General features: G+C 38.4%; 26 protein-coding genes and 1 pseudogene. 17 read left to right on the top strand and 10 right to left on the bottom strand.

All coding sequences use genetic code 11. The annotated features are described in order from the left end of the window. Nucleotides 1-176: 176 nt before the first annotated feature. The 8 genes from wecB to V471_RS08360 all read left to right on the top strand — a co-directional run bounded on the left by wecB (nt 177) and on the right by V471_RS08360 (nt 7716). Complete coding sequence (gene wecB / locus V471_RS08395) at nt 177-1328, top strand: non-hydrolyzing UDP-N-acetylglucosamine 2-epimerase (RefSeq protein WP_084871399.1); 1152 nt, start codon at nt 177-179, stop codon at nt 1326-1328. Nucleotides 1329-1330: 2 nt separating this feature from the next. Then, nucleotides 1331-2119 (top strand): hypothetical protein, encoded by a 789-nt coding sequence (locus tag V471_RS08390; protein ID WP_013990690.1) that lies wholly within the window; start codon nt 1331-1333, stop codon nt 2117-2119. Nucleotides 2120-2263: 144 nt separating this feature from the next. Then, nucleotides 2264-3574 (top strand): glycosyltransferase family 2 protein, encoded by a 1311-nt coding sequence (locus tag V471_RS08385; RefSeq protein ID WP_014633211.1) that lies wholly within the window; start codon nt 2264-2266, stop codon nt 3572-3574. An 8-nt stretch (nt 3575-3582) separates the two neighbouring features. Next, entirely contained in the window at nt 3583-4686 is a 1104-nt protein-coding gene (locus tag V471_RS08380; protein WP_013990687.1) for a glycosyl hydrolase family 8, read from the top strand. Nucleotides 4687-5007: 321 nt separating this feature from the next. Beyond that, nucleotides 5008-5244 carry a DUF1146 family protein gene (locus V471_RS08375; RefSeq protein WP_002890830.1) on the top strand — a complete coding sequence of 79 codons (237 nt, stop codon included), beginning with the start codon at nt 5008-5010 and terminating at the stop codon, nt 5242-5244. Nucleotides 5245-5311: 67 nt separating this feature from the next. Then, on the top strand, nt 5312-6583 hold the full coding sequence (gene murA / locus V471_RS08370; protein WP_084871398.1) for a UDP-N-acetylglucosamine 1-carboxyvinyltransferase: 1272 nt from the start codon (nt 5312-5314) through the stop codon (nt 6581-6583). Between the two features lies 1 nt (nt 6584). Continuing rightward, nucleotides 6585-6773, top strand: a complete 189-nt coding sequence (locus tag V471_RS08365; protein ID WP_003097027.1) for a DNA-directed RNA polymerase subunit beta — start codon at nt 6585-6587, stop codon at nt 6771-6773. Between the two features lie 61 nt (nt 6774-6834). Continuing rightward, complete coding sequence (locus V471_RS08360) at nt 6835-7716, top strand: DNA/RNA non-specific endonuclease (RefSeq protein ID WP_048790587.1); 882 nt, start codon at nt 6835-6837, stop codon at nt 7714-7716. 77 nt (nt 7717-7793) lie between these two features. Here the strand turns inward: V471_RS08360 and V471_RS08355 are convergent, their stop codons facing one another. The 8 genes from V471_RS08355 to V471_RS08320 all read right to left on the bottom strand — a co-directional run bounded on the left by V471_RS08355 (nt 7794) and on the right by V471_RS08320 (nt 13959). Then, a complete protein-coding gene (locus tag V471_RS08355; protein WP_037601175.1) occupies nt 7794-8444 on the bottom strand; it encodes an amino acid ABC transporter permease in 651 nt (216 codons plus the stop codon). Nucleotides 8445-8455: 11 nt separating this feature from the next. Continuing rightward, nucleotides 8456-9154 (bottom strand): amino acid ABC transporter permease, encoded by a 699-nt coding sequence (locus V471_RS08350; protein ID WP_084871397.1) that lies wholly within the window; start codon nt 9152-9154, stop codon nt 8456-8458. Between the two features lie 17 nt (nt 9155-9171). Next, the gene (locus V471_RS08345) at nt 9172-10005 is read right to left on the bottom strand and encodes a transporter substrate-binding domain-containing protein (RefSeq protein WP_084871396.1); all 834 of its coding nucleotides are present in this window, start codon (nt 10003-10005) and stop codon (nt 9172-9174) included. A gap of 11 nt (nt 10006-10016) precedes the next feature. Next, the gene (locus V471_RS08340; protein ID WP_084871395.1) at nt 10017-10784 is read right to left on the bottom strand and encodes an amino acid ABC transporter ATP-binding protein; all 768 of its coding nucleotides are present in this window, start codon (nt 10782-10784) and stop codon (nt 10017-10019) included. A gap of 186 nt (nt 10785-10970) precedes the next feature. After that, nucleotides 10971-11621, bottom strand: coding sequence for an amino acid ABC transporter permease (locus tag V471_RS08335; protein ID WP_002886253.1), 651 nt, complete (start codon nt 11619-11621; stop codon nt 10971-10973). 11 nt (nt 11622-11632) lie between these two features. Then, entirely contained in the window at nt 11633-12331 is a 699-nt protein-coding gene (locus V471_RS08330; protein ID WP_084871394.1) for an amino acid ABC transporter permease, read from the bottom strand. A 17-nt stretch (nt 12332-12348) separates the two neighbouring features. Then, nucleotides 12349-13182, bottom strand: a complete 834-nt coding sequence (locus tag V471_RS08325) for a transporter substrate-binding domain-containing protein (protein WP_084871393.1) — start codon at nt 13180-13182, stop codon at nt 12349-12351. Nucleotides 13183-13191: 9 nt separating this feature from the next. Continuing rightward, on the bottom strand, nt 13192-13959 hold the full coding sequence (locus tag V471_RS08320) for an amino acid ABC transporter ATP-binding protein (protein WP_037611663.1): 768 nt from the start codon (nt 13957-13959) through the stop codon (nt 13192-13194). 285 nt (nt 13960-14244) lie between these two features. Here V471_RS08320 and yycF point away from each other — a divergent pair, with 285 nt between their 5' ends. The 5 genes and pseudogenes from yycF to V471_RS08295 form a co-directional block, all read left to right on the top strand. Beyond that, complete coding sequence (gene yycF / locus V471_RS08315; RefSeq protein WP_002884978.1) at nt 14245-14952, top strand: response regulator YycF; 708 nt, start codon at nt 14245-14247, stop codon at nt 14950-14952. Next, nucleotides 14945-16285: a cell wall metabolism sensor histidine kinase VicK gene (vicK, locus tag V471_RS08310; protein WP_013990681.1), complete on the top strand. Its 1341-nt coding sequence runs from the start codon at nt 14945-14947 to the stop codon at nt 16283-16285. The genes yycF and vicK overlap by 8 nt, the downstream gene beginning before the upstream one ends. A 5-nt stretch (nt 16286-16290) precedes the next feature. Further along, entirely contained in the window at nt 16291-17103 is an 813-nt protein-coding gene (locus V471_RS08305; protein ID WP_084871512.1) for an MBL fold metallo-hydrolase, read from the top strand. A 58-nt stretch (nt 17104-17161) separates the two neighbouring features. Beyond that, entirely contained in the window at nt 17162-17521 is a 360-nt protein-coding gene (locus tag V471_RS08300; protein ID WP_045769141.1) for a YbaN family protein, read from the top strand. 171 nt (nt 17522-17692) lie between these two features. Continuing rightward, a pseudogene (locus V471_RS08295) lies at nt 17693-17968 on the top strand (ISL3 family transposase); the annotation flags it as partial. Between the two features lie 101 nt (nt 17969-18069). Here V471_RS08295 and V471_RS08290 read toward each other — a convergent pair. Both V471_RS08290 and yidA read right to left on the bottom strand, forming a co-directional pair. Further along, a complete protein-coding gene (locus V471_RS08290; protein WP_084871391.1) occupies nt 18070-19284 on the bottom strand; it encodes an aminoacyltransferase in 1215 nt (404 codons plus the stop codon). After that, complete coding sequence (gene yidA / locus V471_RS08285; protein WP_084871390.1) at nt 19284-20090, bottom strand: sugar-phosphatase; 807 nt, start codon at nt 20088-20090, stop codon at nt 19284-19286. Before yidA ends, V471_RS08290 begins: the two co-directional genes overlap by 1 nt. Before the next feature lie 178 nt (nt 20091-20268). On the opposite strand from yidA, the gene V471_RS08280 reads away from it, so the two are divergent. From V471_RS08280 to V471_RS08265, 4 genes are all read left to right on the top strand, one after another. Then, a complete protein-coding gene (locus tag V471_RS08280) occupies nt 20269-21135 on the top strand; it encodes a GNAT family N-acetyltransferase (RefSeq protein WP_004182606.1) in 867 nt (288 codons plus the stop codon). 4 nt (nt 21136-21139) lie between these two features. Continuing rightward, a complete protein-coding gene (locus V471_RS08275; protein WP_084871389.1) occupies nt 21140-21904 on the top strand; it encodes a nucleoside phosphorylase in 765 nt (254 codons plus the stop codon). Nucleotides 21905-21928: 24 nt separating this feature from the next. Continuing rightward, the gene (locus V471_RS08270; RefSeq protein ID WP_002884910.1) at nt 21929-22315 is read left to right on the top strand and encodes a YwiB family protein; all 387 of its coding nucleotides are present in this window, start codon (nt 21929-21931) and stop codon (nt 22313-22315) included. A gap of 264 nt (nt 22316-22579) precedes the next feature. Next, entirely contained in the window at nt 22580-25264 is a 2685-nt protein-coding gene (locus V471_RS08265; protein WP_045771780.1) for a cation-translocating P-type ATPase, read from the top strand. Nucleotides 25265-25313: the final 49 nt, after the last annotated feature.

Here is a 25313-nt window from a genome sequence, read left to right as displayed (position 1 = left end):
TTTCTTTATCTACTTTACATAACTTACTTAAGAAGACCAATGATAAGAGTATACCCTTTAGTGCTTTTTTTAAAAGATAAATAGTTTTATCTATTTTGTTTGGAAAAATAAAGTGTTTATGTAAAGTTTTATATGTCAATATTATATTGATTTTGTATAGGTTATAGGGGGATTTAATGGGAAAATTAAATATTATGGTTGTCTTTGGAACGAGGCCAGAGGCAATAAAAATGGCGCCGTTAATTCTTGAGTTGAAAAAACATCAAGAAACTATTAATACTATTACAGTGGTGACAGCACAACATCGTCAGATGCTTGATCAAGTTTTGGATACTTTTGAAATAGTTCCTGATTATGATTTGGATATCATGGGGAAAAATCAATCGCTTCAGGAAATTACTTCTAAAATTTTGTCTAAATTTGATCCTGTTGTAAAAAAAGAAAAACCTGATTTGGTTTTAGTTCATGGTGATACAACAACAACTTTTGCTGCCGGCTTAGTTGCATTTTATAATAAAGTAAGTATCGGCCATGTTGAGGCTGGACTTAGAACATACGATAAATATTCACCATATCCAGAGGAAATGAACCGTCAGATGACTGATAGCTTTTCTGATTTATATTTTGCACCTACTCAAGAAAGTAAGGCTAATTTATTGTCAGAAAATCATAAAAAAGAGGCTATTTATGTCACTGGTAATACAGCGATAGATGCCCTAAAACTAACAGTTAAAGATAATTATTATCATGAAGTTCTAGATAAAATTGATGATAGAAGAAAGATTATTTTAGTAACGATGCACCGTAGAGAAAATCAAGGTGAGCCAATGCATCGAGTATTCAAAACTCTTCGACTAATGGTTGATAACCATCCTGAGATTGAAGTAGTTTATCCTGTTCATTTGAGTCCCTCTGTACAAGCAGTAGCGAAAGAAGTTTTGGGTGACCATGATAGAATTCATCTAATTGCTCCTTTGGATGTTTTTGATTTCCATAATTTAGCATCTAGAAGTTATTTTATTATGTCGGATTCAGGTGGCGTTCAAGAAGAAGCTCCCTCACTTGGAAAGCCTGTCTTAGTATTACGAGATACAACGGAACGTCCAGAAGGTGTTAAAGCTGGGACACTGAAACTTGTCGGGACAGATACAAAAAAAGTGAAAGAAGCAATGGAGTCGCTTTTAACAGATGAAGCTCTATATAAAGAAATGTCTGAAGCTCCCAATCCTTATGGTGATGGAAAAGCAGCTGAAAGAATAGTTCAAGCTATTAAAGTGTACTTTAATTTAGCAGATTCTGTTTCAGAGTTCCATGAAGGGGGAGATTAGGTGTGAAAAAAGATAAAAAAGTCTGGTATTGGATTTTATTTTTGATTTTCTTTGAAGCTTTATTGTTTTCTTATTGTTATCAATTCAATCCCGAGTACTTTATGTTTGAGTCTATCCTTCTGGTTCTAGGTATTGGTGCAGTATGTTTTTTATCTGAACTTCTGATTACCTGGATGATAATTTTAAGTTTTGCTTTAAGTATTTTTATTTTGGTTAGTGGTGTTGTCTATATATCACTTCAAGATACTTTAGTACTTATTTTTAGTTTTCCTTTGTTGCTTGGAATTTTATCAAAGATTAAGTCTTATTTTTATAAATATATTTCTTCTGTTCAAATTGAGGAAAGAAAAGCTAGAAAATCTTATCAAGCAGTATTAAAAGAAATTAAATTGAATGAGAATAAATTTATTAATGCACTTTTGATTCATTACTCTCATGAAGAACAGTTTTTTGAATTGGATCCTCGAGAATATAATCATTTGATTACTAGTATTTATCTTAAAATTTCAAAACAATTGAATCGTTTTGAGCAAATTTTTTATGTTGCTGATGGAAGTTTCTTAATTTTATCAAAAAATGATTCAAGAAACTTAAATGATTTTTATAAAAATAGTCTTGAAAGACAGTTAAAAGGGATAACATTCGATTGGGGAAATAATCATCAAAGTATTCAATTTCAGACAGGATTTCTTGAAATTAATAAGAATAATTTAAAAAAATTTGATGATTATAGTGAGTTAATTAGCAATTTAAACCGTCAACTAGAGACGGATATAATTGTTGAATATTAGGGGGAAAAATTATGACCATTACTAATTTGTTTTTTGTATTTGCTTTATCTATTAGTCTTCTTTTTGTTATTACTTTCATAGTTTTATTTATCCAGTATACAATTATCTATGAACGTGTTTCCCATAATTTCAAGGCGGTGGAACATGGTTAGTCAATTTTTAATGATTTTTACGCTAGTATCAATTTGGATTTCTTTAATTTGGGGAGTAGTTATCCTAGTTTCTGGTGTTCATTTTTGGCTAAAGCATAGTGATTTTAAAGTAGATAAGAAAGCATTGCCTTATTATCCAAAGGTTACTATTGTCGTTCCAGCACATAATGAAGATGTCGTTATTGCACAGACTGCCAAAGCTATATTAAATTTGAATTATCCACATGACAAAGTTGAGTTACTTTTATTTGCGGACAATTGTTCAGATAGTACTTATGAAGAGTGTTTATCTGTTCAGGCATTACCAGAATATGAAGGTCGTAATATCACAATTATTAACCGCAAAGGAACTGGTGGAAAAGCGGGCGTTCTTAATGATGCGCTCAAGATGGCAGAAGGTGATTATATTTGTATTTATGATGCGGATGCCATGCCTGAAAAGAATGCACTTTACTTTTTAGTTAAGGAAGTTTTAAAAGATCCAGAAAGAAGAGTAGCTGCTTTTGGACGGAATAAAACAAGAAATGCAAAACAAAATTTCTTAACACGTTGTATAAATCAAGAAATTGTCGTAACGCAACGTGTACACCATGTTGGAATGTGGCATTTGTTTAAAATAGGTCGTATTCCAGGTACTAATTTTATTATTCAAACTGATTTTGTAAAAAGTATTGGTGGTTGGAGAAATGGTGCTTTAACAGAAGATACAGATATTTCCTTCAAGATTATGCAAAGCGGTAAATTAATTGCATTGGCATATAATTCCGAGGCGTTTCAACAAGAACCTGAGACCCTTAAAAGTTACTATATGCAACGAAAACGTTGGGCCAAAGGTAATTACGAAGTTGTTTTATCAAATTTTAAACACTTGTTCGGTAAAGGAAATTGGCGAGTAAAACTAGAAGTTGCTAATTACTCTTGTATTTTCTTCTGGTTTAATGGAGCGATTGTCTTATCAGATTTAATTTTCTTTGCCAATGTTTTAGCTATTATTTTACATCCTTTCTTTCCTACTATACAAATTCCGTTTGCATTTGATGCAAGTAATATATACATAGCTCAATTGATGTTATTTAATTGGCTATTAATGATTGGTTTGTATTTATTACAAATCAATGTTGCGTTAGCATCGCAATTCGGACAAGCGACAAGTAAGCAAGTTTGGCTAGCGATTCTCTCTTATTTTAGTTACGCACAGTTGTTCATTATTGTTTCTTTAGATTCGTTGTGGTCTATTATCATGGATAAAGTTCTTCATCGTGAAGGAACAACATGGGTTAAAACTAAACGTTTTGCAGAATAGGAGTGTATATGAAAATAAAATACTTTAAATATTTTTGGTTTATAGTAACCCTAGGTCTATTTGTTTTTTTGATGTTTTCAGTAAGAATTAAAACCAAGACAGATATTCGTAATAGGATTTACCAACAGTGGGAGAGACACTTCGTAGTAAAAGATGGTAATGAAGCTTATATCAAAACTACAAATGATAAAGATAAGGACATTGTACTCTCGGAGTCCCAAAGTTACGGGATGCTAATAACTGTTAGAGCGGCTCAGAAAGGTCTAGCGAGTCAACAAGATTTTGAAAGACTCTACAAATATTATTTATCTCATCGTATTGAAGGAAGTCAATTGATGTCTTGGGAACAAATTGTTCAAAAGAGTTCTAAAAATGTTGACGAACACAATGCAACGGACGGAGATCTTTATATTGCTTATGCTTTAATTGAAGCCTCAAAACAGTGGCCAAGTCAGAAAGACGAGTATCAAACGCAGTCTAAGGCTATCTTGCAGGATATTCTCAAATATAATTATAATGAAAATACTGGAATCTTAACTGTTGGGAACTGGGCAAACAGAGATTCAAAGTATTATAATCTAATGAGAACATCTGATGCTTTACCAAAGCAATTCCAATCATTTTATGAAGTTACTAAAGATAAAAAATGGTTGAGTATTAGCGATAAGATGTTAAGCAGTCTGGAAACAATTAGTTCTCAAACAGAAACCGGATTAATTCCAGATTTTATCTGGGTTGACCAATCGGGAGTTCGTAATGTTAAGCCTCATACTATCTCCTCCCAGTTTGACTCTACTTATTCTTATAACGCTTGTCGTCTTCCATACAATCTTACACAAAGTAACGATGAAAAGAGTCAGAGAGTCCTCAGTAAGCTATTGGATTTCTTCATGACACAGAAGAATATTTTTTCTAATTATAATTTAGATGGTAATTTTTTAGATGACCATCAGGCTGCATGTTTTAAAGCACCAATTGCTCTTGCAGCTGATAAAGATTCAGGATATTTGAAATTGGTTCAGCAAAATAAAATTGTTTTTATGCAGAACCTACCAGTAAATAATTATTATGATTCTGCAATTATTACTTTGGTTACCATGGAATTTTTTTAAATTATCATTATAGTATTTAGTTTGAATAGAAGAATACTTTAAGTAAATTTGAAGGTATACTATTGAGCTATTAATATGAGATGGTGATTGTATTCTTTTTCAGTATTTAAGAACGTTAATTGATAAAAGTCTTTTAAATAGCTAGAGTATTAAGAAAAATTACAAAGTAGTTATTAATCACGAATAACTTAGAAACTTCCCTAAAGCTGTTCTCTAGAAACAGATATTAAGGGAAGTTTTTTGATTGTATATGATAAATGTTTAGAACTGTCTCACCCTCTTTTTATGTTTTAGCTTAGCTTTCTATGGTATAATAGTACCATGACTATTATTAATCAATTCGTCACTTTGGCGAGTCACCTTGTATTTATAGGATTGAGCTACCATATGCTGATTAGCCTCTTTGATTGGGCAAAAATCATCAAAAATCCGATTGAAAATACTGGTAAATTGAAACTCTTTTTGCTCTTTATCAGTATTGCCTTAGGCTATCTTATCAGTTCCTTTATTCTGTCGGTTTTAGCTTTTGGACAGAATATGGCTAGCTCAATTTCTTAAATTAGTGATTTTAAAAGACTTTTGATATAATACAAAAAGATGAAAATGACCCTTGAAAGGAATCCTTATGGATAAAATTATTGTGCAGGGTGGCAACACTCGATTAAGTGGTGAGGTTGTCATTGAAGGTGCTAAAAACGCTGTCCTCCCCTTGTTGGCAGCGACTATCTTGGCCTCGGAAGGTCAAACAACCTTAACTAATGTTCCAATCTTGTCAGATGTTTACACGATGAATAATGTTGTTCGTGGTTTAGATATTGCTGTAGACTTTGACGAGGAAAACAATACCGTTGTCGTTGATGCTAGTGGAGAAATTCTTGATCAGGCGCCATATGAGTATGTGAGCAAGATGCGTGCGTCTATCGTAGTACTTGGACCAATTCTTGCCCGCAATGGCCACGCGAAGGTTTCAATGCCTGGTGGTTGTACGATTGGTAGCCGTCCGATTGACCTCCACCTCAAAGGTTTAGAAGCAATGGGTGCTAAAATTACCCAAGTTGGCGGTGACATCACTGCGACAGCAGAAAAACTAAAAGGTGCAACTATTTATATGGACTTTCCATCTGTCGGTGCCACTCAAAACCTTATGATGGCAGCGACTTTGGCTGATGGAGTTACAACCATTGAAAATGCTGCGCGTGAACCAGAAATCGTTGACTTAGCCCTTCTTCTTAACGAGATGGGAGCAGATGTCAAAGGTGCTGGAACTGAAACACTCGTGATTAAAGGTGTTAAAGCTCTCCATGGTACTAAACATGCGGTTGTTCAGGACCGTATTGAAGCAGGTACCTTTATGGTAGCAGCAGCTATGACTTCTGGTAATGTCCTCATCAAAGATGCTATTTGGGAACATAACCGTCCTTTGATTTCAAAATTATTGGAAATGGGTGTTTATGTTAAGGAAGAAGACGGCGGTATTCGTGTTAAATCTGATGTTTCACAATTGAAACCAGTAACCGTTAAAACTCTACCTCACCCAGGTTTCCCAACTGACATGCAAGCTCAATTTACAGCACTTATGGCAGTGGTAAGCGGGGAATCAACCATGATTGAGACAGTCTTTGAGAATCGCTTCCAACACTTAGAAGAAATGCGTCGTATGGGACTTCATTCAGAAATCCTTCGTGATACGGCTATGATTCACGGTGGTTTGCCACTTCAAGGTGCTCAAGTTATGTCTACTGACCTTCGAGCTTCGGCAGCACTAATTCTTACAGGGATGGTGGCTGAAGGAACAACTACTGTTGGTAAATTGACACACTTGGATCGTGGTTACTATCAATTCCATGAGAAACTAGCTAAACTAGGAGCAAATATTTCACGTGTAAGTGAGGCTTAGTATGGAAACTGGTAAAGGCTATGTTTTTCGTCAATTATTACTTGTTTTGAGTGTGTGTGTGATTGGCCTTGCTTTTCTAGCAATCGGATTGATGATTGGCTATGCTGTTTTAGGAGAGGGCAAGGATCCTATAAGCATCTTAAAACCAGAAACCTGGCAGGCAATTGTTGCTAAATTTACAGGAAAATAAAAGGGAGTGGGAAGTAATCCCGCTCCTTTAGTCATGACATTCATATAAAAGAAAGAGAACAATGGCAAAAAGAAAGACATCTTTAACAAATAAACAGAAACGTCAGCTAGTCTCGTTACTAATAGCGGTCTTGATTGCAGTTTTAGGTTACATTGGGACGAGCAATAAGCTATCGCCTAATAATCCAATCAAGCAGGTAGCTAGTCTAGTCTCGGGAAAATCCAATAACTCCGTTAAATCAAACGGTTCAACAAATGGAAAGGCTACGCCACAAGAGCAGCTTGCTGAGTCAGTGATGACTACCTCCGTCAAGAGTCAACTAGGAAACTCCTTAGAATGGAATGGGGCAGGGGCTTATATTGTTAATGGTAATAAGACTAATCTAAATGCTAAGGTTTCTAGCCAACCCTATGCCAATAACCAAGTCAAAACGGTTCAAGGACAAACGGTTCCTACAGTAGCGAATGCCTTATTAAGTAAAGCAACCAGACAGTACAAAAATCGTCAAGAAACAGGGAATGGCTCAACCTCTTGGACACCTGCGGGATGGCATCAAGTTCACAATCTTTCAGGAGAGTATAGCCATGCCGTAGATAGAGGTCATTTGTTGGGCTATGCACTTGTAGGTGGTCTCAAAGGATTTGATGCCTCGACTTCAAATCCAGAAAATATTGCCGTTCAAACTGCTTGGGCTAACCAAGCTAATAGCGAAAGTTCTACGGGACAAAACTATTATGAAAGCCTGGTAAGAAAAGCTCAGGATAAAAACAAACGTGTCCGTTATCGCGTTACCCTTATTTATGAAGGGGATAACCTCATTCCATCAGGATCACATCTTGAAGCCAAGTCAGCTGATGGCTCACTTGAGTTCAATGTCTTTGTTCCAAATGTACAAGAAGGGATTACCCTAGATTATTATTCAGGAAAAGTAACTGTGAATTAAAGCAACAAACGACTCTGATTGGAGTCGTTTTTAGTATCCAGAAAATAAAAACCCACCCTCAGGTGAGTTTTTTTATTTTATTCACTAGCTTGCTCCCATTGTTTAGAGAGGTAGCGAGAGTAGCTAGAGATGGCAAAGTTGACCACAAAATAGGCTAAAGCCACGATACCGTATAAGGTAAAGATTTGGCTTGGTTCGTAGTAACCACCCATCAAAATCTGACTCTTACCAAATAATTCCTGTAAGGCGATAACAGAGTAAAGGAAAGAAGTATCCTTGATGACTGTTACGAATTGAGAAATGATAGATGGTAACATCTTACGAATAGCTTGTGGGAAGATGATGTAAATAAAGATTTGTCTGTTGTTAAACCCTTGAGACAAGCCGGCTTCCGTTTGGCCATGGTCGATAGAGTTCAATCCTCCACGAATGATTTCCGCCAAGGCCGCTGAAGTGAAGACCGTGAAAGAGGTAATTCCTGCCGCTGTAGACTTAAGCTGGAAGACCAAGAAGATAATGAAAATCCAAAGCAAGTTAGGAACGTTACGAACGAACTCAACGTAGATAGAAGCCATCCAACGAAGAATAGGATTCTTTCCGTTACGCATAACCGCCAGAATAGTTCCGAACAAGGTAGACAGCACAATGATGAAGAAAGACAAGTAAAGGGTCGTCCACATCCCTTGTGCCAAGAATTTAAGGTTAGTAGCTGATAAAACTTCTGACATAGTGGACCTCCTTAGTAAGCTTTCTTATTCTCTTCTTCTTTACGACGTGCCCAAGTAGCTAGAGGGAAACACATGATAAAGTAGAGGAAGGCAGCCCCAGCGAAGGCCGGCACATAGTTAGTGGTATCATAAGCCCAAGACTTAGCAGTGAACATGATATCAGCCCCAGAAATAATGGCAACTGTAGAAGTGTTCTTAATCAAGTTAACCACTTGGTTGGTCAACGGTGGCAAGATAGTACGGACTGCTTGAGGCAAGATGATGATACGCATGGTATCAGCGTAGGTGAATCCTTGAGACAAGGCCGCTTCGGTTTGACCTTTAGGAACCGCCTCAATACCTGTACGAATAATCTCAGAGATATAGGCTCCTGTGTAGACCCCCACACAAAGGATGGCTGTCAATGAAATTGGAATCATGACATGACCATCAGTTAAGATTGAAATTCCATAGAAGACGACCACGAATTGGACAAGCAAGGGTGTGTTCTGGAAGATTTCGACATAAACACGTGAAATACCGCGAAGAACCTTGTTGTGAGTAGAGCTCATAGCCCCAAAGATGAGCCCAAGAAGAAGGGCAACGATCAAGGCACCAATCGAAATGCCAAGGGTATAGAAGAAACCTTTGGCAAATTGTCCAAAGTTAGCGAAGAAAGCAGCCCAACGTTCAAGAGCGAAAGGACTAGCCGTTTCAGTTAAAAGATACATAAATTCAGGACTCCTTTCTATTTATCTTCAGCCTTAGCTGGTTTCAAGTGATACTTATCGTAGAGCTTTTGAAGGCTACCATCTTTTTGCCATTTAGCCAACAAATCGTTGGTATAATCAATCAACTCTTGGTTAGACTTGCTTGAAGCAATACCGTATTCTTGTGTTTTGAAACCTTCTTTTAAGGTTTTAGTCTTTTTACTTTCATATCCGGAGAGGATAGATTTATCAACTGAGAAAGCATCGACGCGGTGAGCGTAAAGAGAAACAGCCAATTCTGGGAAAGATCCGAGTTGAACATAGTTGAACTTAAGGTTATTAGCTGAAGCATACTCTTGCAAAGCAGCCTTAGTTGACGCACCTTGAGAAACACCGATAGTCTTACCATTCAAGTCTGAGATTTTGTTAATACCTGAGTCCTTAAGAACCAAGAAACCAATTTGGTCATAGTAGTAAGGATTTGAGATGGCATAAGAAGCCTTACGTTCATCATTGATGGTATAGGTAGCGATAAGTAAGTCGATAGTTCCGTTATCCATAAGTGGTTCACGGGTTTGCGTTGTTACTGGAATGTAATTGACCTTAACCTTAAGTTCTTTGGCGATCTTTTTAGCAAGATCAACTTCCATCCCTTCGTAGGAATTAGTCTTAGCAGAATAGTAACCAAAGTTAGGAACGTCTTGCTTCACACCGACATTGAGTGTCCCTCGCTTAACAATCTTTTGGACTGCTTTACTATCTAGGAGCTTACTAGTGTCTTCAGCCTTAGTCTTGTGACTCGAGATAAGAAAAATAGTGACAATTGCTAAGCATGCGACAGTTAGGTAACGTAAGATTTTTTTGAAAATCATAGGCAACCTCCTTAGGCATCCACTTGGACACGATCAGAGTTGTGGTCGATAATCTTAGAAAGGAATTGAACAGCACGAGGTTCAGTTGGATTGTCAAAGAAACCATCTACATCCGTAGTATCCACAAGAACCTGACCTTCAGCCATGAAAATGATACGGTCCGCCACACTGCGGGCAAAGCCCATTTCGTGGGTAACAACTACCATGTTCATGCCCCCTTTGGCAAGGTTCTGCATAACCGCCAGTACGTCACCGATAGTCTCTGGGTCAAGGGCTGACGTTGGCTCGTCAAAGAGCAAGAGCTCAGGATTCATGGCAAGACCACGGGCAATAGCGATACGCTGTTTTTGCCCACCAGAAAGCATACCAGGGTAAGAATCTTTCTTGTCCCACATGTTAACGTAACGAAGGAATTTTTCAGCAGTCTTTTCAGCCTCTGCCTTACTGATTCCGAGAACCTTGATAGGTGCCAAAGTGACATTTTCAAGAACAGTTTTGTGGGGGTAGAGGTTGAAGTGTTGGAATACCATCCCTGCTTCCTTACGAAGCTCAACCAAGTCTTTGGCAGAAGCTTCTGTCACATTATGTCCGTTAACGATAAGCGTACCGTTATCAATTGATTCCAAGGCGTTGATTGTACGGATAAGGGTAGATTTCCCAGACCCAGAAGGTCCCAAGAGAACCACAACTTGTCCTTTTTCAATTTCTAGATTGATATCACGAAGTGCATGATACTCTCCGTAATATTTATTAACATTTTTAAATTCAATAAGTGCCATAAGAGCCTCCTATAATGGATTTACTTGTTAGCTTTTCTAACATGTATTAAATTTTAGCATAAGTAAAGACGAAAGTCAAAAAATTCCGAATATTCTTTCAAAACGTTCGGTTTTTACTAAATAATTAATCATTTTTTTATATAAATATGAGAAAAACAAAAACCCACCCGTAGGTGAGTTTTTATTTTATTCACTAGCTTGCTCCCATTGTTTAGAGAGGTAGCGAGAGTAGCTAGAAATAGCAAAGTTAACCACGAAATAAGCTAAAGCCACAATTCCGTATAAGGTAAAGATTTGGCTAGGTTCGTAGTAACCACCCATCAAAATCTGACTCTTACCAAACAATTCTTGTAAGGCGATAACAGAGTAAAGGAAAGAAGTATCCTTGATAACTGTTACGAATTGAGAAATGATAGATGGTAACATCTTACGAATAGCTTGTGGGAAGATGATGTAAATAAAGATTTGTTTGTTGTTAAATCCTTGAGACAAGCCGGCTTCCGTTTGGCCATGGTCAATAGAGTTCAGTCCCCCACGAATGATTTCTGCCAAGGCAGCAGAAGTAAAGACCGTGAAAGAGGTAATCCCTGCAGCGGTTGATTTGAGTTGGAAGACCAGGAAGATAATGAAAATCCAAAGCAAGTTAGGAACATTACGGACGAACTCAACGTAGATAGAAGCGATCCAACGAAGGATAGGATTCTTTCCGTTACGCATCACCGCCAGAATAGTTCCGAACAGGGTAGATAGCACGATGATGAAGAAAGACAAGTAAAGAGTCGTCCACATCCCTTGTGCCAAGAATTTAAGGTTAGTAGCTGATAAAACTTCTGACATAGTGGACCTCCTTAGTAAGCTTTCTTATTCTCTTCTTCTTTACGACGTGCCCAAGTAGCTAGAGGGAAACACATGATAAAGTAGAGGAAGGCAGCCCCAGCAAAGGCCGGCACATAGTTAGTGGTATCATAAGCCCAAGCCTTAGCCGTGAACATGATATCTGCCCCAGAGATGATGGCAACTGTAGAAGTGTTTTTGATCAAGTTAACCACTTGGTTAGTCAATGGTGGCAAGATAGTACGGACTGCTTGAGGCAAGATGATGATACGCATGGTATCAGCGTAGGTGAATCCTTGAGACAAAGCGGCTTCGGTTTGACCTTTAGGAACTGCCTCGATACCTGTACGAATAATTTCAGAGATATAGGCTCCTGTGTAGACCCCCACACAAAGGATAGCTGTCAATGAAATTGGAATCATGACATGACCATCAGTCAAGATTGAAATCCCATAGAAGACAACCACAAATTGCACGAGCAAGGGTGTGTTCTGGAAGATTTCGACATAAACACGTGAAATGCCACGAAGGACCTTGTTTTGAGTCGAACTCATAGCTCCAAAGATAAGCCCAAGAAGAAGGGCAACAATCAAGGCACCAATTGAAATACCAAGGGTGTAAAAGAAACCTTTGGCAAATTGCCCAAAGTTAGCGAAGAAAGCAGCCCAACGTTCAAGAGCGAAAGGACTAGCCGTTTCAGTTAAAAGATACATAAATTCAGGACTCCTTTCTATTTATCCTCAGCATTAGCTGGTTTCAAGTGATACTTATCGTAGAGTTTTTGAAGGCTACCATCTTTTTGCCATTTAGCAATCAAATCGTTGGTATAATCAATCAACTCTTGGTTAGACTTGCTTGAAGCAATACCGTACTCTTGTGTTTTGAAACCTTCATCAAGGATCTTGGTTTTATCACTTTCGTAACCTGACAAGATTGATTTATCACCAGCAAAGGCGTCAATACGGTAAGCATAGAGTGATACGGCTAACTCAGGATAAGATCCAAGTTGAACGTAGTCAAACTTAAGGTTATTGGCTGAAGCGTACTCTTCAACAGCAGCTTTGGCAGATGACCCTTGAGACACTCCAATAGTTTTACCGTTTAGGTCAGAAAGTTTCTTATAGCCAGATTTGGTTTGAACGAGGAAACCGATTTGGTCGTAGTAGTAAGGAGTTGACATGGCATATGAAGCCTTACGCTCATCTGTAATGGTATAAGTAGCGATAAGCATGTCAATAGTTCCGTTATCCATAAGGGCTTCACGAGTTTGTGGGGTAACCGCTGTAAAATTCACCTTAACCTTAAGTTCTTTGGCGATTTTCTTAGCGATGTCAATTTCCATCCCTTGATAGGTATTAGTTTTGGCTGAGTAGTAACCAAAGTTTGGAACATCCTGTTTGACACCAACGTTTAGAGTCCCATTTTTGACAATTTTTTGAATTGCAGCACTATTGAGTAGTTTACTGCTTTCATCTGCCTGGCTACTTTTAGTGTTCCAGAGGAGAACTGCTACAAAAGCTATAACAGAGATAGCTAAAATGCGACTAAGTTTCTTGATTAACATAAGTCCTCCTTAGGCATCCACTTGGACACGATCAGAGTTGTGGTCGATAATCTTAGAAAGGAATTGAACTGCACGAGGTTCAGTTGGATTGTCAAAGAAACCATCCACATCCGTAGTGTCTACAAGAACTTGACCTTCAGCCATGAAAATGATACGGTCAGCCACACTGCGAGCAAAGCCCATTTCGTGGGTTACGACAACCATGTTCATGCCACCTTTGGCAAGGTTTTGCATAACCGCAAGCACGTCACCGATAGTTTCTGGGTCAAGGGCTGACGTTGGTTCATCAAAGAGCAAGAGCTCAGGATTCATGGCAAGACCACGGGCAATTGCGATACGTTGTTTTTGCCCACCAGAAAGCATACCAGGGTATGAATCTTTTTTGTCCCACATGTTAACGTAGCGAAGGAATTTTTCAGCAGTCTTTTCGGCGTCTGCCTTACTGATTCCAAGAACCTTGATTGGTGCCAATGTTACATTTTCAAGAACGGTTTTGTGCGGGTAGAGGTTAAAGTGTTGGAAAACCATACCGGCTTCCTTACGAAGCTCAACCAAATCTTTGGCAGAAGCTTCCGTCACATTATGTCCGTTAACGATAAGCGTACCGCTATCAATGGATTCCAAGGCGTTGATTGTACGGATGAGAGTAGATTTCCCAGACCCAGAAGGTCCCAAGAGAACCACAACTTGTCCTTTTTCAATTTCTAGATTGATATCACGAAGTGCATGATAATCTCCGTAATATTTATTAACATTTTTAAATTCGATAAGTGCCATAAGAGCCTCCTAAAATTTTACATTAATATATGTAACAACAAGAGTGTATTTTACTATAGATATAGTAAAATGTCAAAAATGTTTGAAAATTCAATCATAATGTTCGTCTTTTAACCGATTACACATAGCAATGCTATCTCAAAAAAAAAGGAAAGCTTGTATATCAGCTCAATATCTATAGTAGAAACTTGGTCCTTAACCTATTTTTTGGTATAATATGTTTGATACGTAAAGTTTTCTACTTTACAAAATTGAATGACTTAAGAAAACCGATGAGGTGTTTATATGAAAAAAATTCTAGTAGTTGATGATGAAAGACCAATCTCGGATATCATCAAGTTTAATCTGACTAAAGAGGGTTATGAAGTTGTTACGGCTTTTGATGGTCGTGAAGCTTTGGAGCAGTTTGAAGCTGAAAAACCAGACTTGGTCATCCTGGACTTGATGTTGCCTGAACTAGATGGCTTAGAAGTTGCTAAGGAAATTCGAAAGACAAGTCACACACCAATTATCATGCTTTCCGCTAAGGATAGCGAGTTCGATAAGGTTATCGGGCTAGAAATTGGGGCGGACGACTATGTGACAAAACCATTTTCTAATCGTGAATTGTTGGCACGTATCAAAGCTCACTTGCGTCGTACAGAGACTATTGAAACAGCAGCAGAAGAAAGCTCTAACTCTGGTAAGCAGGAGATTTCAATTGGTGAGTTGATTATTGTTCCAGATGCGTTTGTTGCTAAAAAACGTGGAAATGAAGTTGAGCTCACACACCGTGAATTTGAGTTGCTTTTCCATTTGGCAACTCATATGGGACAAGTGATGACGCGTGAGCATTTGCTTGAAACTGTTTGGGGCTATGACTATTTTGGTGATGTTCGTACGGTTGACGTAACCATTCGTCGTCTCCGTGAAAAAATTGAAGATACACCTAGTCGTCCTGAATATATTTTGACGCGTCGTGGTGTTGGTTATTATATGAAGAATTATGACTAGTATTGGCTTAAACATCACAAGCTTTGAACTAGCCTTACTCTTTACGCTCCTCTTTGTGGCTTTCTACTTTATTTTTCTTGCATATCGTGATTATCGACGAGTCAAAAATATTCGAAAGTTGACCAAGAGGGTCAAGTCCTTAATGGCAGGTAACTATAACGAGGAGTTACGCTTAAAGGGTGATCCAGAGCTTTTAGAGCTAGCTGACAGCTTGAATGATTTATCGGATGTCTTTCGTTTGACGCATGAAAATCTAGCCCAGGAAAAAAACCGCTTATCATCAGTCCTCTCTTACATGAGTGATGGAGTCATTGCGACAAATCGTCGTGGTCAAATTACCATGATTAATAGCACAGCTCAGCGTTTGTTGAATCTAGATTTTGAAACAGCGACTCAGATGTCTATTTTAGATTTATTAGATGGTGAAAATCCCTATACTTATAGTGAATTGCTCTCTAAGACTCCTGAAATTCATTTGTCACGTCGAGATGCTAACGATGAGTTTGTGACCTTACGTGTTAACTTTGCCCTTATTCGTAAAGAATCAGGTTTTATCTCAGGTCTGGTTGCCGTTCTTCACGATGCCACTGAGCAAGAAAAAGAAGAGCGTGAACGTCGACTCTTCGTCTCAAACGTTAGTCATGAGTTGCGTACACCTTTGACTTCTGTAAAATCCTATCTGGAGGCACTTGATGATGGTGCTCTCGACGAAGAGATTGCTCCTAACTTTATCAAAGTTTCTTTGGATGAGACCAATCGTATGATGCGAATGATTTCTGACCTCTTGGCACTATCACGTATTGACAATAAGAGTACCCAACTTGACGTTGAGATGACCAATTTCACGGCCTTCATGACCTATATCTTGAATCGTTTTGATCAGATTAAAAGTCAAGAAACCAATACAGGTAAAACTTACGAAATCATTCGCGATTATCCGGTAAACTCAATTTGGGTGGAGATTGATACAGATAAGATGACCCAGGTTGTGGATAATATTCTTAATAATGCTATCAAGTATTCGCCTGATGGTGGTAAGATTACAGTGTCTATGAAGACAACTGATTCACAGTTGATTGTTTCTATTTCTGACCAAGGTTTGGGTATTCCTAAGAAAGATTTGCCGTTGATTTTCGACCGTTTTTACCGTGTTGATAAGGCCAGAAGTCGTGCCCAAGGTGGAACTGGTCTAGGCTTGTCTATTGCAAAAGAAATTATTAAACAACATAAGGGCTTTATTTGGGCTAAGAGTGAGTATGGTAAGGGTTCAACTTTTACAATTGTGCTTCCATATGACAAGGATGCCATGATGGTTGATGAATGGGAGATGTAGTAGAAATGACCTCAGATTTAGGGTTTAAATATAGTATTTTGGCTTCAGGGTCAACTGGTAATTCCTTTTATTTGGAAACTCCAGAGAAGAAGATTCTTGTAGATGCTGGTTTGTCTGGTAAGAAAATCACAAGTTTGCTAGCTGAGATTGATCGTGATCCGAGCGATTTGGATGCTATCTTAGTTACGCATGAACACAAGGATCACATCCATGGTGTAGGCGTTTTAGCTCGTAAATATGGCATGGATATCTACGCCAACGAGAAAACCTGGCAGATTATGGATAGTAAAAATATGCTTGGCAAGATTGATAATAGCCAGAAACATGTTTTTTCTCGTGATAAGCTTCTGACCTTTGGAGACATTGATATTGAGTCTTTTGGAGTTAGTCACGATGCTATTGATCCACAGTTCTATCGCTTTATGAAAGATGGAAAGAGTTTTGTCATGTTGACGGATACGGGTTATGTTTCTGATCGTATGGCAGGTATTATTGAAAATGCCGATGGCTATCTGATTGAGTCCAATCATGATGTTGAAATCCTTAGAGCAGGTTCATATCCTTGGTCAACCAAGCAACGTATCCTCTCTGATCAAGGTCACTTGTGTAATGAAGATGGAGCGGATGCTATGATTCGTACCATTGGTAATAAAACTAAAAAAATCTACTTGGGTCACCTTTCCAAAGAAAATAATATCAATGAGTTGGCCCACATGACGATGGAAAATCAGTTGGCACGTGCTGACTTTGGTGTTGGAACTGACTTTAAAGTTTATGATACCTCACCAGACACAGCGACTCCACTGACAGATATTTAAAAATAGCAGAAGAGCTGCACTAATACGTTTAGTGCAGCTTTTTAAAAGGAATGTATTTATGAAAGTAATTTATCTCTCGTTAGGCTTTGTCTCGCTCGGTTTGGGAATTCTTGGGATTCCTCTTCCTATCTTACCCACAACACCTTTTCTACTTTTAGCCATTGCTTGCTTTGCTAGAAGTTCCAAACGTTTTGAGAAATGGTTATACCATACTAAGTTATATCAAAGTTATGTAGCTGATTTTCGAGAAACCAAATCAATTGCCAAAGAACGAAAGAAAAAGATTATCATCCAAATCTATGTTTTGATGGGGATTTCAATCTTTTTTGCACCTATCCTTTGGGTGAAAATCGGACTCTTTTGCCTGACGGTCTTCATCACTTATTATCTCTTTAAGGTTATTCCTGATAAAGACTAAGCTATCATCAAAAAATGAGACTTCCAAGATGGAAGATACAAAAATTAATTAGCACTATAATTTCTGTAGTGGGTTGAACTATTGCAGAGATTATAGTGCTTTTTGAGTGTACACAAAAAGTCCCATAAGAACTATAATGAAAAGCAACCAAACCATCATTAGGAAGAACTTATGAGACTTATTAAGAATACCACAGAATTAATCGGAATTAAAGACCCTAACATCATTATTTCACTTGTTTTTGAAACTGATACTCACATCGAGATTCATGTAAAACTTAATTGCCTTGCACCACTTTATTCTCATTACCAAGGGAAGATGAGCGAATATGACTTTCAAAGCCCTTCCTAAATTCTTCTCGAACAAGTTGGGACTCCAACACTACTACGTCTTAAGGAACGCTGTTCCCAGTGTAAAGGATGTAAGAGAGTAACTGTAGCAGAGACATTCAGTTGAAGAGCAAACCACCCGCAAGATGATCTACCCTTAAAAAAGTTAGACAGAAAATGGCTCTTTGGCAAAATGATGAAATAATTTTCTCAATGTTTTTAATGTTTGTTTCGGAGTTTTTTGCGAAGTTCGTATACAAAATTTGAAAGTCTATATAATACTTTATTTACAGGAATATTAAATTCACCGATAAATTCCTCAATATGAGGGGCAAAGTTAGACTTAAATTTTGTTAGACCGTCATCAAGACTACCCTCAACTCCTCCCATATTGGCCCATATAATGTTGTCATTATATGCATCTTCAAAAACTCTAGGATATAGCTTATACTGTGGGTAGAACTTCTTAAAATCTTCATTCATCCCAGCATAGAGCATTTCCATTGTATTACCAAATTTTATTGATAAAATACCTGCAATAACTAGTTCCTTATCATAATCTTTTACATAATCTTCGAGCTCAGTGATATATTTTTTTATAGATGTCTCTTGCTGTTTCAATTTTTTCAAACGTTTCTTTTGATTATCTGAAGTTTCAGAAAGGTTATCTTGAATTTCAATTAACTGAGCTTTGTACTGCTCCAAACGCTTGGGTAGATTAACTTTTGCTAGATGAAGGTAAGCATCATTACCATATATTTTGATTAACTTTCTGAAATATTCCTCATTTCGGAGGGAAACCCCTTTACGAGATTCGGTAAGTGCAATAACATTAGAGAATGCTTTGAGATCATCAATTGTTCCTCGATAAGTTTGAACACCACGTTTATCAGAATCTTTTATTAAACGCTTTGTGTGTTTAGGAAAAGTATTAATAATATTCTCCTTTGTATAAACATTAGCCTGATAGCGTGGTTGAATACTCTGGGAAATGTTTTGGGTCCGACCTGTCCATTCGGCACCACATTTTTGTAAGATTTCTATTGTTTTTAGTGTATTAATATTTTCTTCAACATTCTCACCAATGAGGTAAGATTTGAGAATAAGGGATGGGTCAAATTTAATAAAAAGTGCACGTTTTGTTTTTGCAATTTTTTTAAGAGAATCAATAACAAAAGTCACTAATTCTATATTAGAGTAGTTCATTATTGGACCACGCGGAATGTAGAGCATAGTCAGACCTAGAGGAAGCGTACGTATTAGAATAGATGCAGTTGCTACTAGTCTGCCATCTTTATAAAATCCGATTCGCTCATTATTCCAATTGTCCTTAATTTTAGCCCAATTACTGCTCTGTAAAAGATTAACTTGGTCACTGTTTTTTACAAAGTGATCATGTTCTTCAGCAGAAATTCCAATTTTATAACTATACATTACAATACCCACTTTCTAATAGCGTAAGCAACACCAGATTCATCATTTGATTTTGTGATGTGTTTCGCAATTTTCTTCAATTCTGGATTACCATTTTCCATAACAACAGGAGAGCCAACGACTTCAAGCATAGCACGGTCATTTTCTTCATCACCGATAGCCATAGTTTCTTCTTTCGAAAGACCGAGTTTTTCAGCAAGATGGGTTACAGCAATCCCTTTGTTGGCTGTTTTCTTAAGAATTTCTAGATAAAATGGTGTTGATTTTACAATGGTAAAGCGGTCATAAAATTCCTGTGGAAGTTTGGCAATGGCTACATCAAAAATTTCAGGTTCATCAATATACATGGCTTTAACGAATTCCTTGTCAGCTACCTCCTCAGGTGTACGATAGTAAATCGGCATATGAACAAGTGTAGACTCATGAACTGTATAGCGTCCAATGTTGCGATTACTTGTGTAGATACCATCTTTAGTAATGGCGTGAGAATGAACACCAAGCTTGTTAGCCAAAACCTCAATATCAAGGTAGTCTTCGTATGAGAGTGTCTCACGAATTAATTCATTACCAGTAGAAGTTTCTTGGACAAGACCACCATTGAAGGTGATAACATAATCTCCGTCTTGGTTGAGGTTGAGTTCTTCAAGAAGTGGAAGTACTCCAGGAATGGGACGACCAGTCGCGATGACAACCTTTACACCGGCAGCTTTAGCATCTTGAATCGCTTGAAAGACTTCAGGTGTAACTTGACGTTGGCTATTTAAAAGCGTTCCATCAATATCAACAGCAATAAGTTTAATAGACATAATAATTACCTGTTTCGTTTAGTTAATTTCTCTTCTATTCTACTAAAATTTAAATGATTTGTCATAGTTTGTCATGAGAAAAAACATATTGCCTACTTTAAAGAAGTAGATTAGGTAAGAATTGCCCAAATGCTTTTTAATTGGTAAAATAAGGTCAGACAAATAAAGGAGAGATAAAGTGATTCGAGTAACCAACCAATTGACGGAGCAAGAACGGAAGGTAGCAAAAGCATTGATTGCTAGCTGCCAAGCCCATGATCAAACCTTTCGAGAACCCTATCTCTCCAATATGCTTAATTTTGACCCCATCATGCCAGCCTTTTTCCTCTATTATCAAGAAGGAAAGTTGCTTGGGTTGTTAACGGTTTATGCGGATAACGAAGACGTTGAAGTGAGCTTCCTAGTGGACCCTAGTTATCGTCGTCATGGTATTGCGCGTGCGATGTATAGAAGCTTTGAAAAAGAAATGGCATCTTACCCTATTCGCTCAGTGACCTTTCAGACGGAGCGTGTTTTTCTCGATCATCATCCTGATTTGGCAAGTCATTGGGGTTTGGTTGAGGATGAAGAGACGGAAACCTGGCTAGGGCGAGATAGAACACCATATGCTCTGGATTCCCGTTCAGATGTCAAGGTGCTCTTAGCTGAACCTTCTTACCTAGATGAAATTGCCCAACTCCACCAGCAAGCCTTTTCTGATGCAGAGGAAACACTTGAAGCAAGTCGCAGATACATTACAGAGGCCTTGAAGGATTCCGATGGCCTACTTTACATCCTTCTCAAAGAAGCTCAGGTCATTGGAGTTTGTACGGTCGATTTATCTGGGAATAACAACTACCTTTATGGACTTGCCGTAGCAGAAGCCTATCGTGGCCAAGGCTATGGAAGCTATCTGGCAAAATCAGTCGTCAACCAACTTATTGCGCAAAATGACAAGTCCTTCCAAATTGCAGTGGAAGATAGCAATATAGGTGCCAAACGCTTGTATGAAAAGATTGGCTTTGTCAAACAAACCCAGGTGGTTTACTTGAAGCAGAAAGAATGATTACATGTTATTAGAAGAATTTGAAAATGTACCTGCTGTGATAGAGCAAACTGATCGAAGCCTTATTAGTGGTGGAGAAATCTGTGATACTATTATTCTGTCTTTTAATGGAGAAATCCTTGAACGAGTAAAGCAGATAGACGGAGTCTATGAAGGTGGTTATCTCACCAACCTAAATAGCAAATATCCATGGTATATCTATGAAGTAGATGGATTTAAACTTGCAGTTGCTATGGCTACTATTGGAGCTCCAATGGTTGTGGGTTTCTTAGAAGAACTCAAAGCGAGAGGCTTTAACAACTTTATCGTTTTGGGCTCTTGCGGAGTTCTAGATCAGTCAATTCAAGCAGATAAAATTATTATACCAAGTTCAGCTCTACGTGATGAAGGTGCAAGTTACCATTACGCTCCTGCAAGTGATGAGATAGCTTATGACGAAACTTTGCTCTTAACCATGGAGAACGCTTTGAACAAATCTGGTATTGAGCACATTCGGACCAAAGTTTGGACGACAGATGCCTTCTATCGTGAAACAGCTGCTAAGGTAAAACGAAGACTTGAAGCAGGAGCGAAAGTTGTAGATATGGAATCTTCGGCTATCATGGCCTGGGCCCAATATCGACAAGCCAATGTTTATCAGTTTTTCTACACGGCTGACTATGTTGATCATCACAATCATGAGTGGGATGCTAGACATGAAGAGAGAAAGACAGATGTAATGACTTTCTTCGAGATTGCTGTCAGTATCGCATTAGAGTTGGAAAAATAAGTATAGAAAGAAAAGGAGTAATCAATGGAAATAAAAATAAAAAACAAAATTAAAGTAGGGGATCAAACGGAGATTATCGAAGAAATCCACACTTGTGAGGTTATGGAAAAAGGGGATTATACCTATCTTGTTCATCATAATTCCGAGAAAGAAAAAGTGGTTATTAAGTTGAATCAGGATGAGCTAGTGATGACACGCTTTTCTAATCCTAAATCCATCATGCGTTTTTCTGCTAAAGTACCTGCCTTGGTCCACATTCCGACACCGCTTGGTACCCAGCATTTTCTGACAGACACTAGTCTATTTGCCCATGACCCGAATGGACAGACAGTTGATATTCATTATCAATTGAAACATCCAGAAACAGAAGACGTTTTTGCTGATTATGAATTAGAAGTTTCTTGGTTTTAATTTTTGAAAAAATAGAATCATTTTGCTTGAATAAAGAATAATTTATGATAAAATGTTTAGTACAAATAAGGGAGTAGCAGGTGACTGTAATCATGAGATTTGATTAACAGTTGCGATTATGTCGTCATTACGAAATTTTACATTTCCGGCATATTCTTAAACAGCGAGACTTGTTTTTTATTAAACAAGTCTCTTTTTGTATGATTTTTTATATGAAAAGAGTCTTGTTAGCCATTTTTCCCTATATAGAAGGAGGAGATTATTTTGTCTAAAGAACAAAATAAAGCCTTGTTTTACACACAAGGAGAGGAAGAAGTCCTAAAAAACTTGGACACTTCTGTTGATGGTTTGTCTACTGCACAAGCCAAGGAACGTTTAGATGCCTATGGCTATAACGAGTTGGATGAAGGTGAAAAACGCAGCCTCTTGTCAAAATTCATCGATCAGTTTAAAGATTTGATGATTATCATCTTGCTTGTCGCCGCCGCCCTTTCTGTTATTACAGAAGGTATGCATGGTTTGACGGATGCCTGCATTATTTTAGCCGTTGTTGTTTTGAATGCAGCCTTTGGTGTGTATCAAGAAGGTCAAGCAGAAGCGGCTATTGAAGCCCTCAAAAACATGTCTAGTCCTATGGCTCGTGTGCGTCGTGATGGGCATGTCGTTGAAATTGATTCACGCGAATTGGTTCCTGGAGACATCGTCTTGCTTGAAGCTGGTGATGTTGTTCCTGCGGATATGCGCTTGCTCGAAGCTGCCTCACTTAAGATTGAAGAAGCAGCCCTTACAGGTGAATCCGTTCCAGTTGAAAAGGACGTTACTGAGACAGTTGAAGCAGAAGCAGGTATCGGTGACCGTGTAAATATGGGTTATCAAAATTCTAACGTTACTTATGGTCGTGGTACAGGAGTTGTAACCAATACCGGTATGTATACAGAGGTCGGTAAGATTGCCGATATGCTGGCTAATGCGGACGAATCACAAACGCCATTGAAACAAAGCTTGGAGCAACTGTCTAAGACCTTGACCTATCTTATTGTCGCTATTGCCTTGGTGACATTCTTGGTTAGTGTCTTCATTCGTGGCGAACAGCCTCTTGAAGGCTTGATGGTTGCCGTTGCTCTTGCCGTTGCAGCGATTCCTGAAGGTTTACCTGCCATTGTAACCATTCTTTTGTCACTTGGGACAACGACCCTTGCTAAGCGCAATTCGATTGTTCGTAAATTGCCAGCTGTTGAAACCCTTGGTTCAACAGAAATTATCGCATCTGATAAGACTGGTACCTTAACCATGAACCAAATGACTGTTGAAAAAGTCTATACAAACGGTCAATTGCAAAGCGCTGCTACGGAACTTGGTGCTGACAATACAACCCTTCGTATTATGAACTTTGCCAATGATACTAAGGTAGACCCAGATGGTAAACTAATCGGTGATCCAACCGAAACAGCCCTTGTTCAATTTGGTTTGGACCATAATTTTGATGTGCGTGACGTCTTGAAATCAGAGCCTCGTGTGGCAGAATTGCCATTTGACTCTGACCGTAAGCTCATGTCTACTATTCACAAAGAAGCGGATGGCACATACTTTGTAGCTGTTAAAGGTGCGCCTGACCAATTGCTCAAACGAGTGACTCGTATTGAAATCAATGGTGAGATTCGTCCAATCACGGATGAAGACAAACAAGCAATCCTTGCGACTAATAAGGACTTGGCAAAACAAGCTCTTCGTGTCTTGATGATGGCTTATAAGATAACGAATGACATTCCTACCTTGGAATCTGCAGTTGTTGAGTCTGATTTGATTTTCTCAGGTTTGGTAGGTATGATTGACCCAGAACGTCCAGAAGCAGCAGAGGCTGTCCGTGTCGCTAAAGAAGCGGGGATTCGTCCAATCATGATCACAGGTGACCACCAAGATACAGCAGAAGCAATCGCTAAGCGTCTTGGTATCATCGACCCAAATGATACAGAAGATCATGTCTTTACTGGAGCTGAGCTTAATGAGCTTTCTGATGAAGAATTCCAAAAAGTCTTCAAACAGTACTCTGTCTATGCGCGTGTGTCTCCTGAACACAAGGTTCGTATCGTCAAGGCTTGGCAAAATGATGGCAAGGTTGTTGCCATGACAGGTGATGGGGTTAATGATGCGCCTTCACTTAAGACAGCTGATATCGGTATCGGTATGGGAATCACAGGTACAGAGGTTTCTAAGGGAGCTTCAGATATGGTTCTTGCCGATGATAACTTTGCGACAATTATCGTTGCCGTAGAAGAGGGACGTAAGGTCTTCTCAAATATTCAAAAATCAATCCAATACCTCTTGTCAGCCAACATGGCCGAAGTTTTCATTATCTTCTTTGCCACACTGTTTGGTTGGGATGTGCTTCAACCAGTACACCTTCTCTGGATTAACCTAGTCACTGATACCCTTCCAGCTATCGCACTTGGGGTTGAGCCAGCTGAACCAGGTATTATGACTCACAAACCTCGTGGTCGCCAATCAAACTTCTTTGATGGTGGTGTCTTCGGAGCGATTATGTATCAAGGTGTCTTCCAAACTATCCTTGTTCTTGCAGTATATGGTTGGGGCCTTGCCTTCCCAGAGCACCATACGCAAGCAGAAATTCATGCGGATGCCCTTACAATGGCCTTTGCCACACTTGGATTAATCCAGTTGCTCCATGCCTTTAACGTTAAATCTGTTTATCAATCAGTCTTTAAAGTTGGTCTCTTTAGAAACAAGACTTTCAACTGGGCAATTCCAGTAGCCTTCGTTCTGTTGATGGCAACTATCGTAGTTCCTGGATTTAATAGCCTTTTCCATGTGTCACACCTTAGTCTGACACAATGGCTTGCGGTTATTGTAGGTTCCTTCTTGATTGTGGTATTGGTTGAATTAGTCAAAGCTATTCAACGTGCCCTTGGTAAGGATAAAGACGCTATTTAAAACATAAAGTCAGAGATAATGGTCTCTGGCTTTTTCTTATCACATCTTG

This window comes from Streptococcus salivarius (genome assembly GCF_002094975.1).
GTDB classification, from domain to species: Bacteria; Bacillota; Bacilli; order Lactobacillales; family Streptococcaceae; genus Streptococcus; species Streptococcus salivarius_D.
Note: the sequence above shows the minus strand (reverse complement) of the source record. Positions and strands in the feature narration are given on the sequence as shown.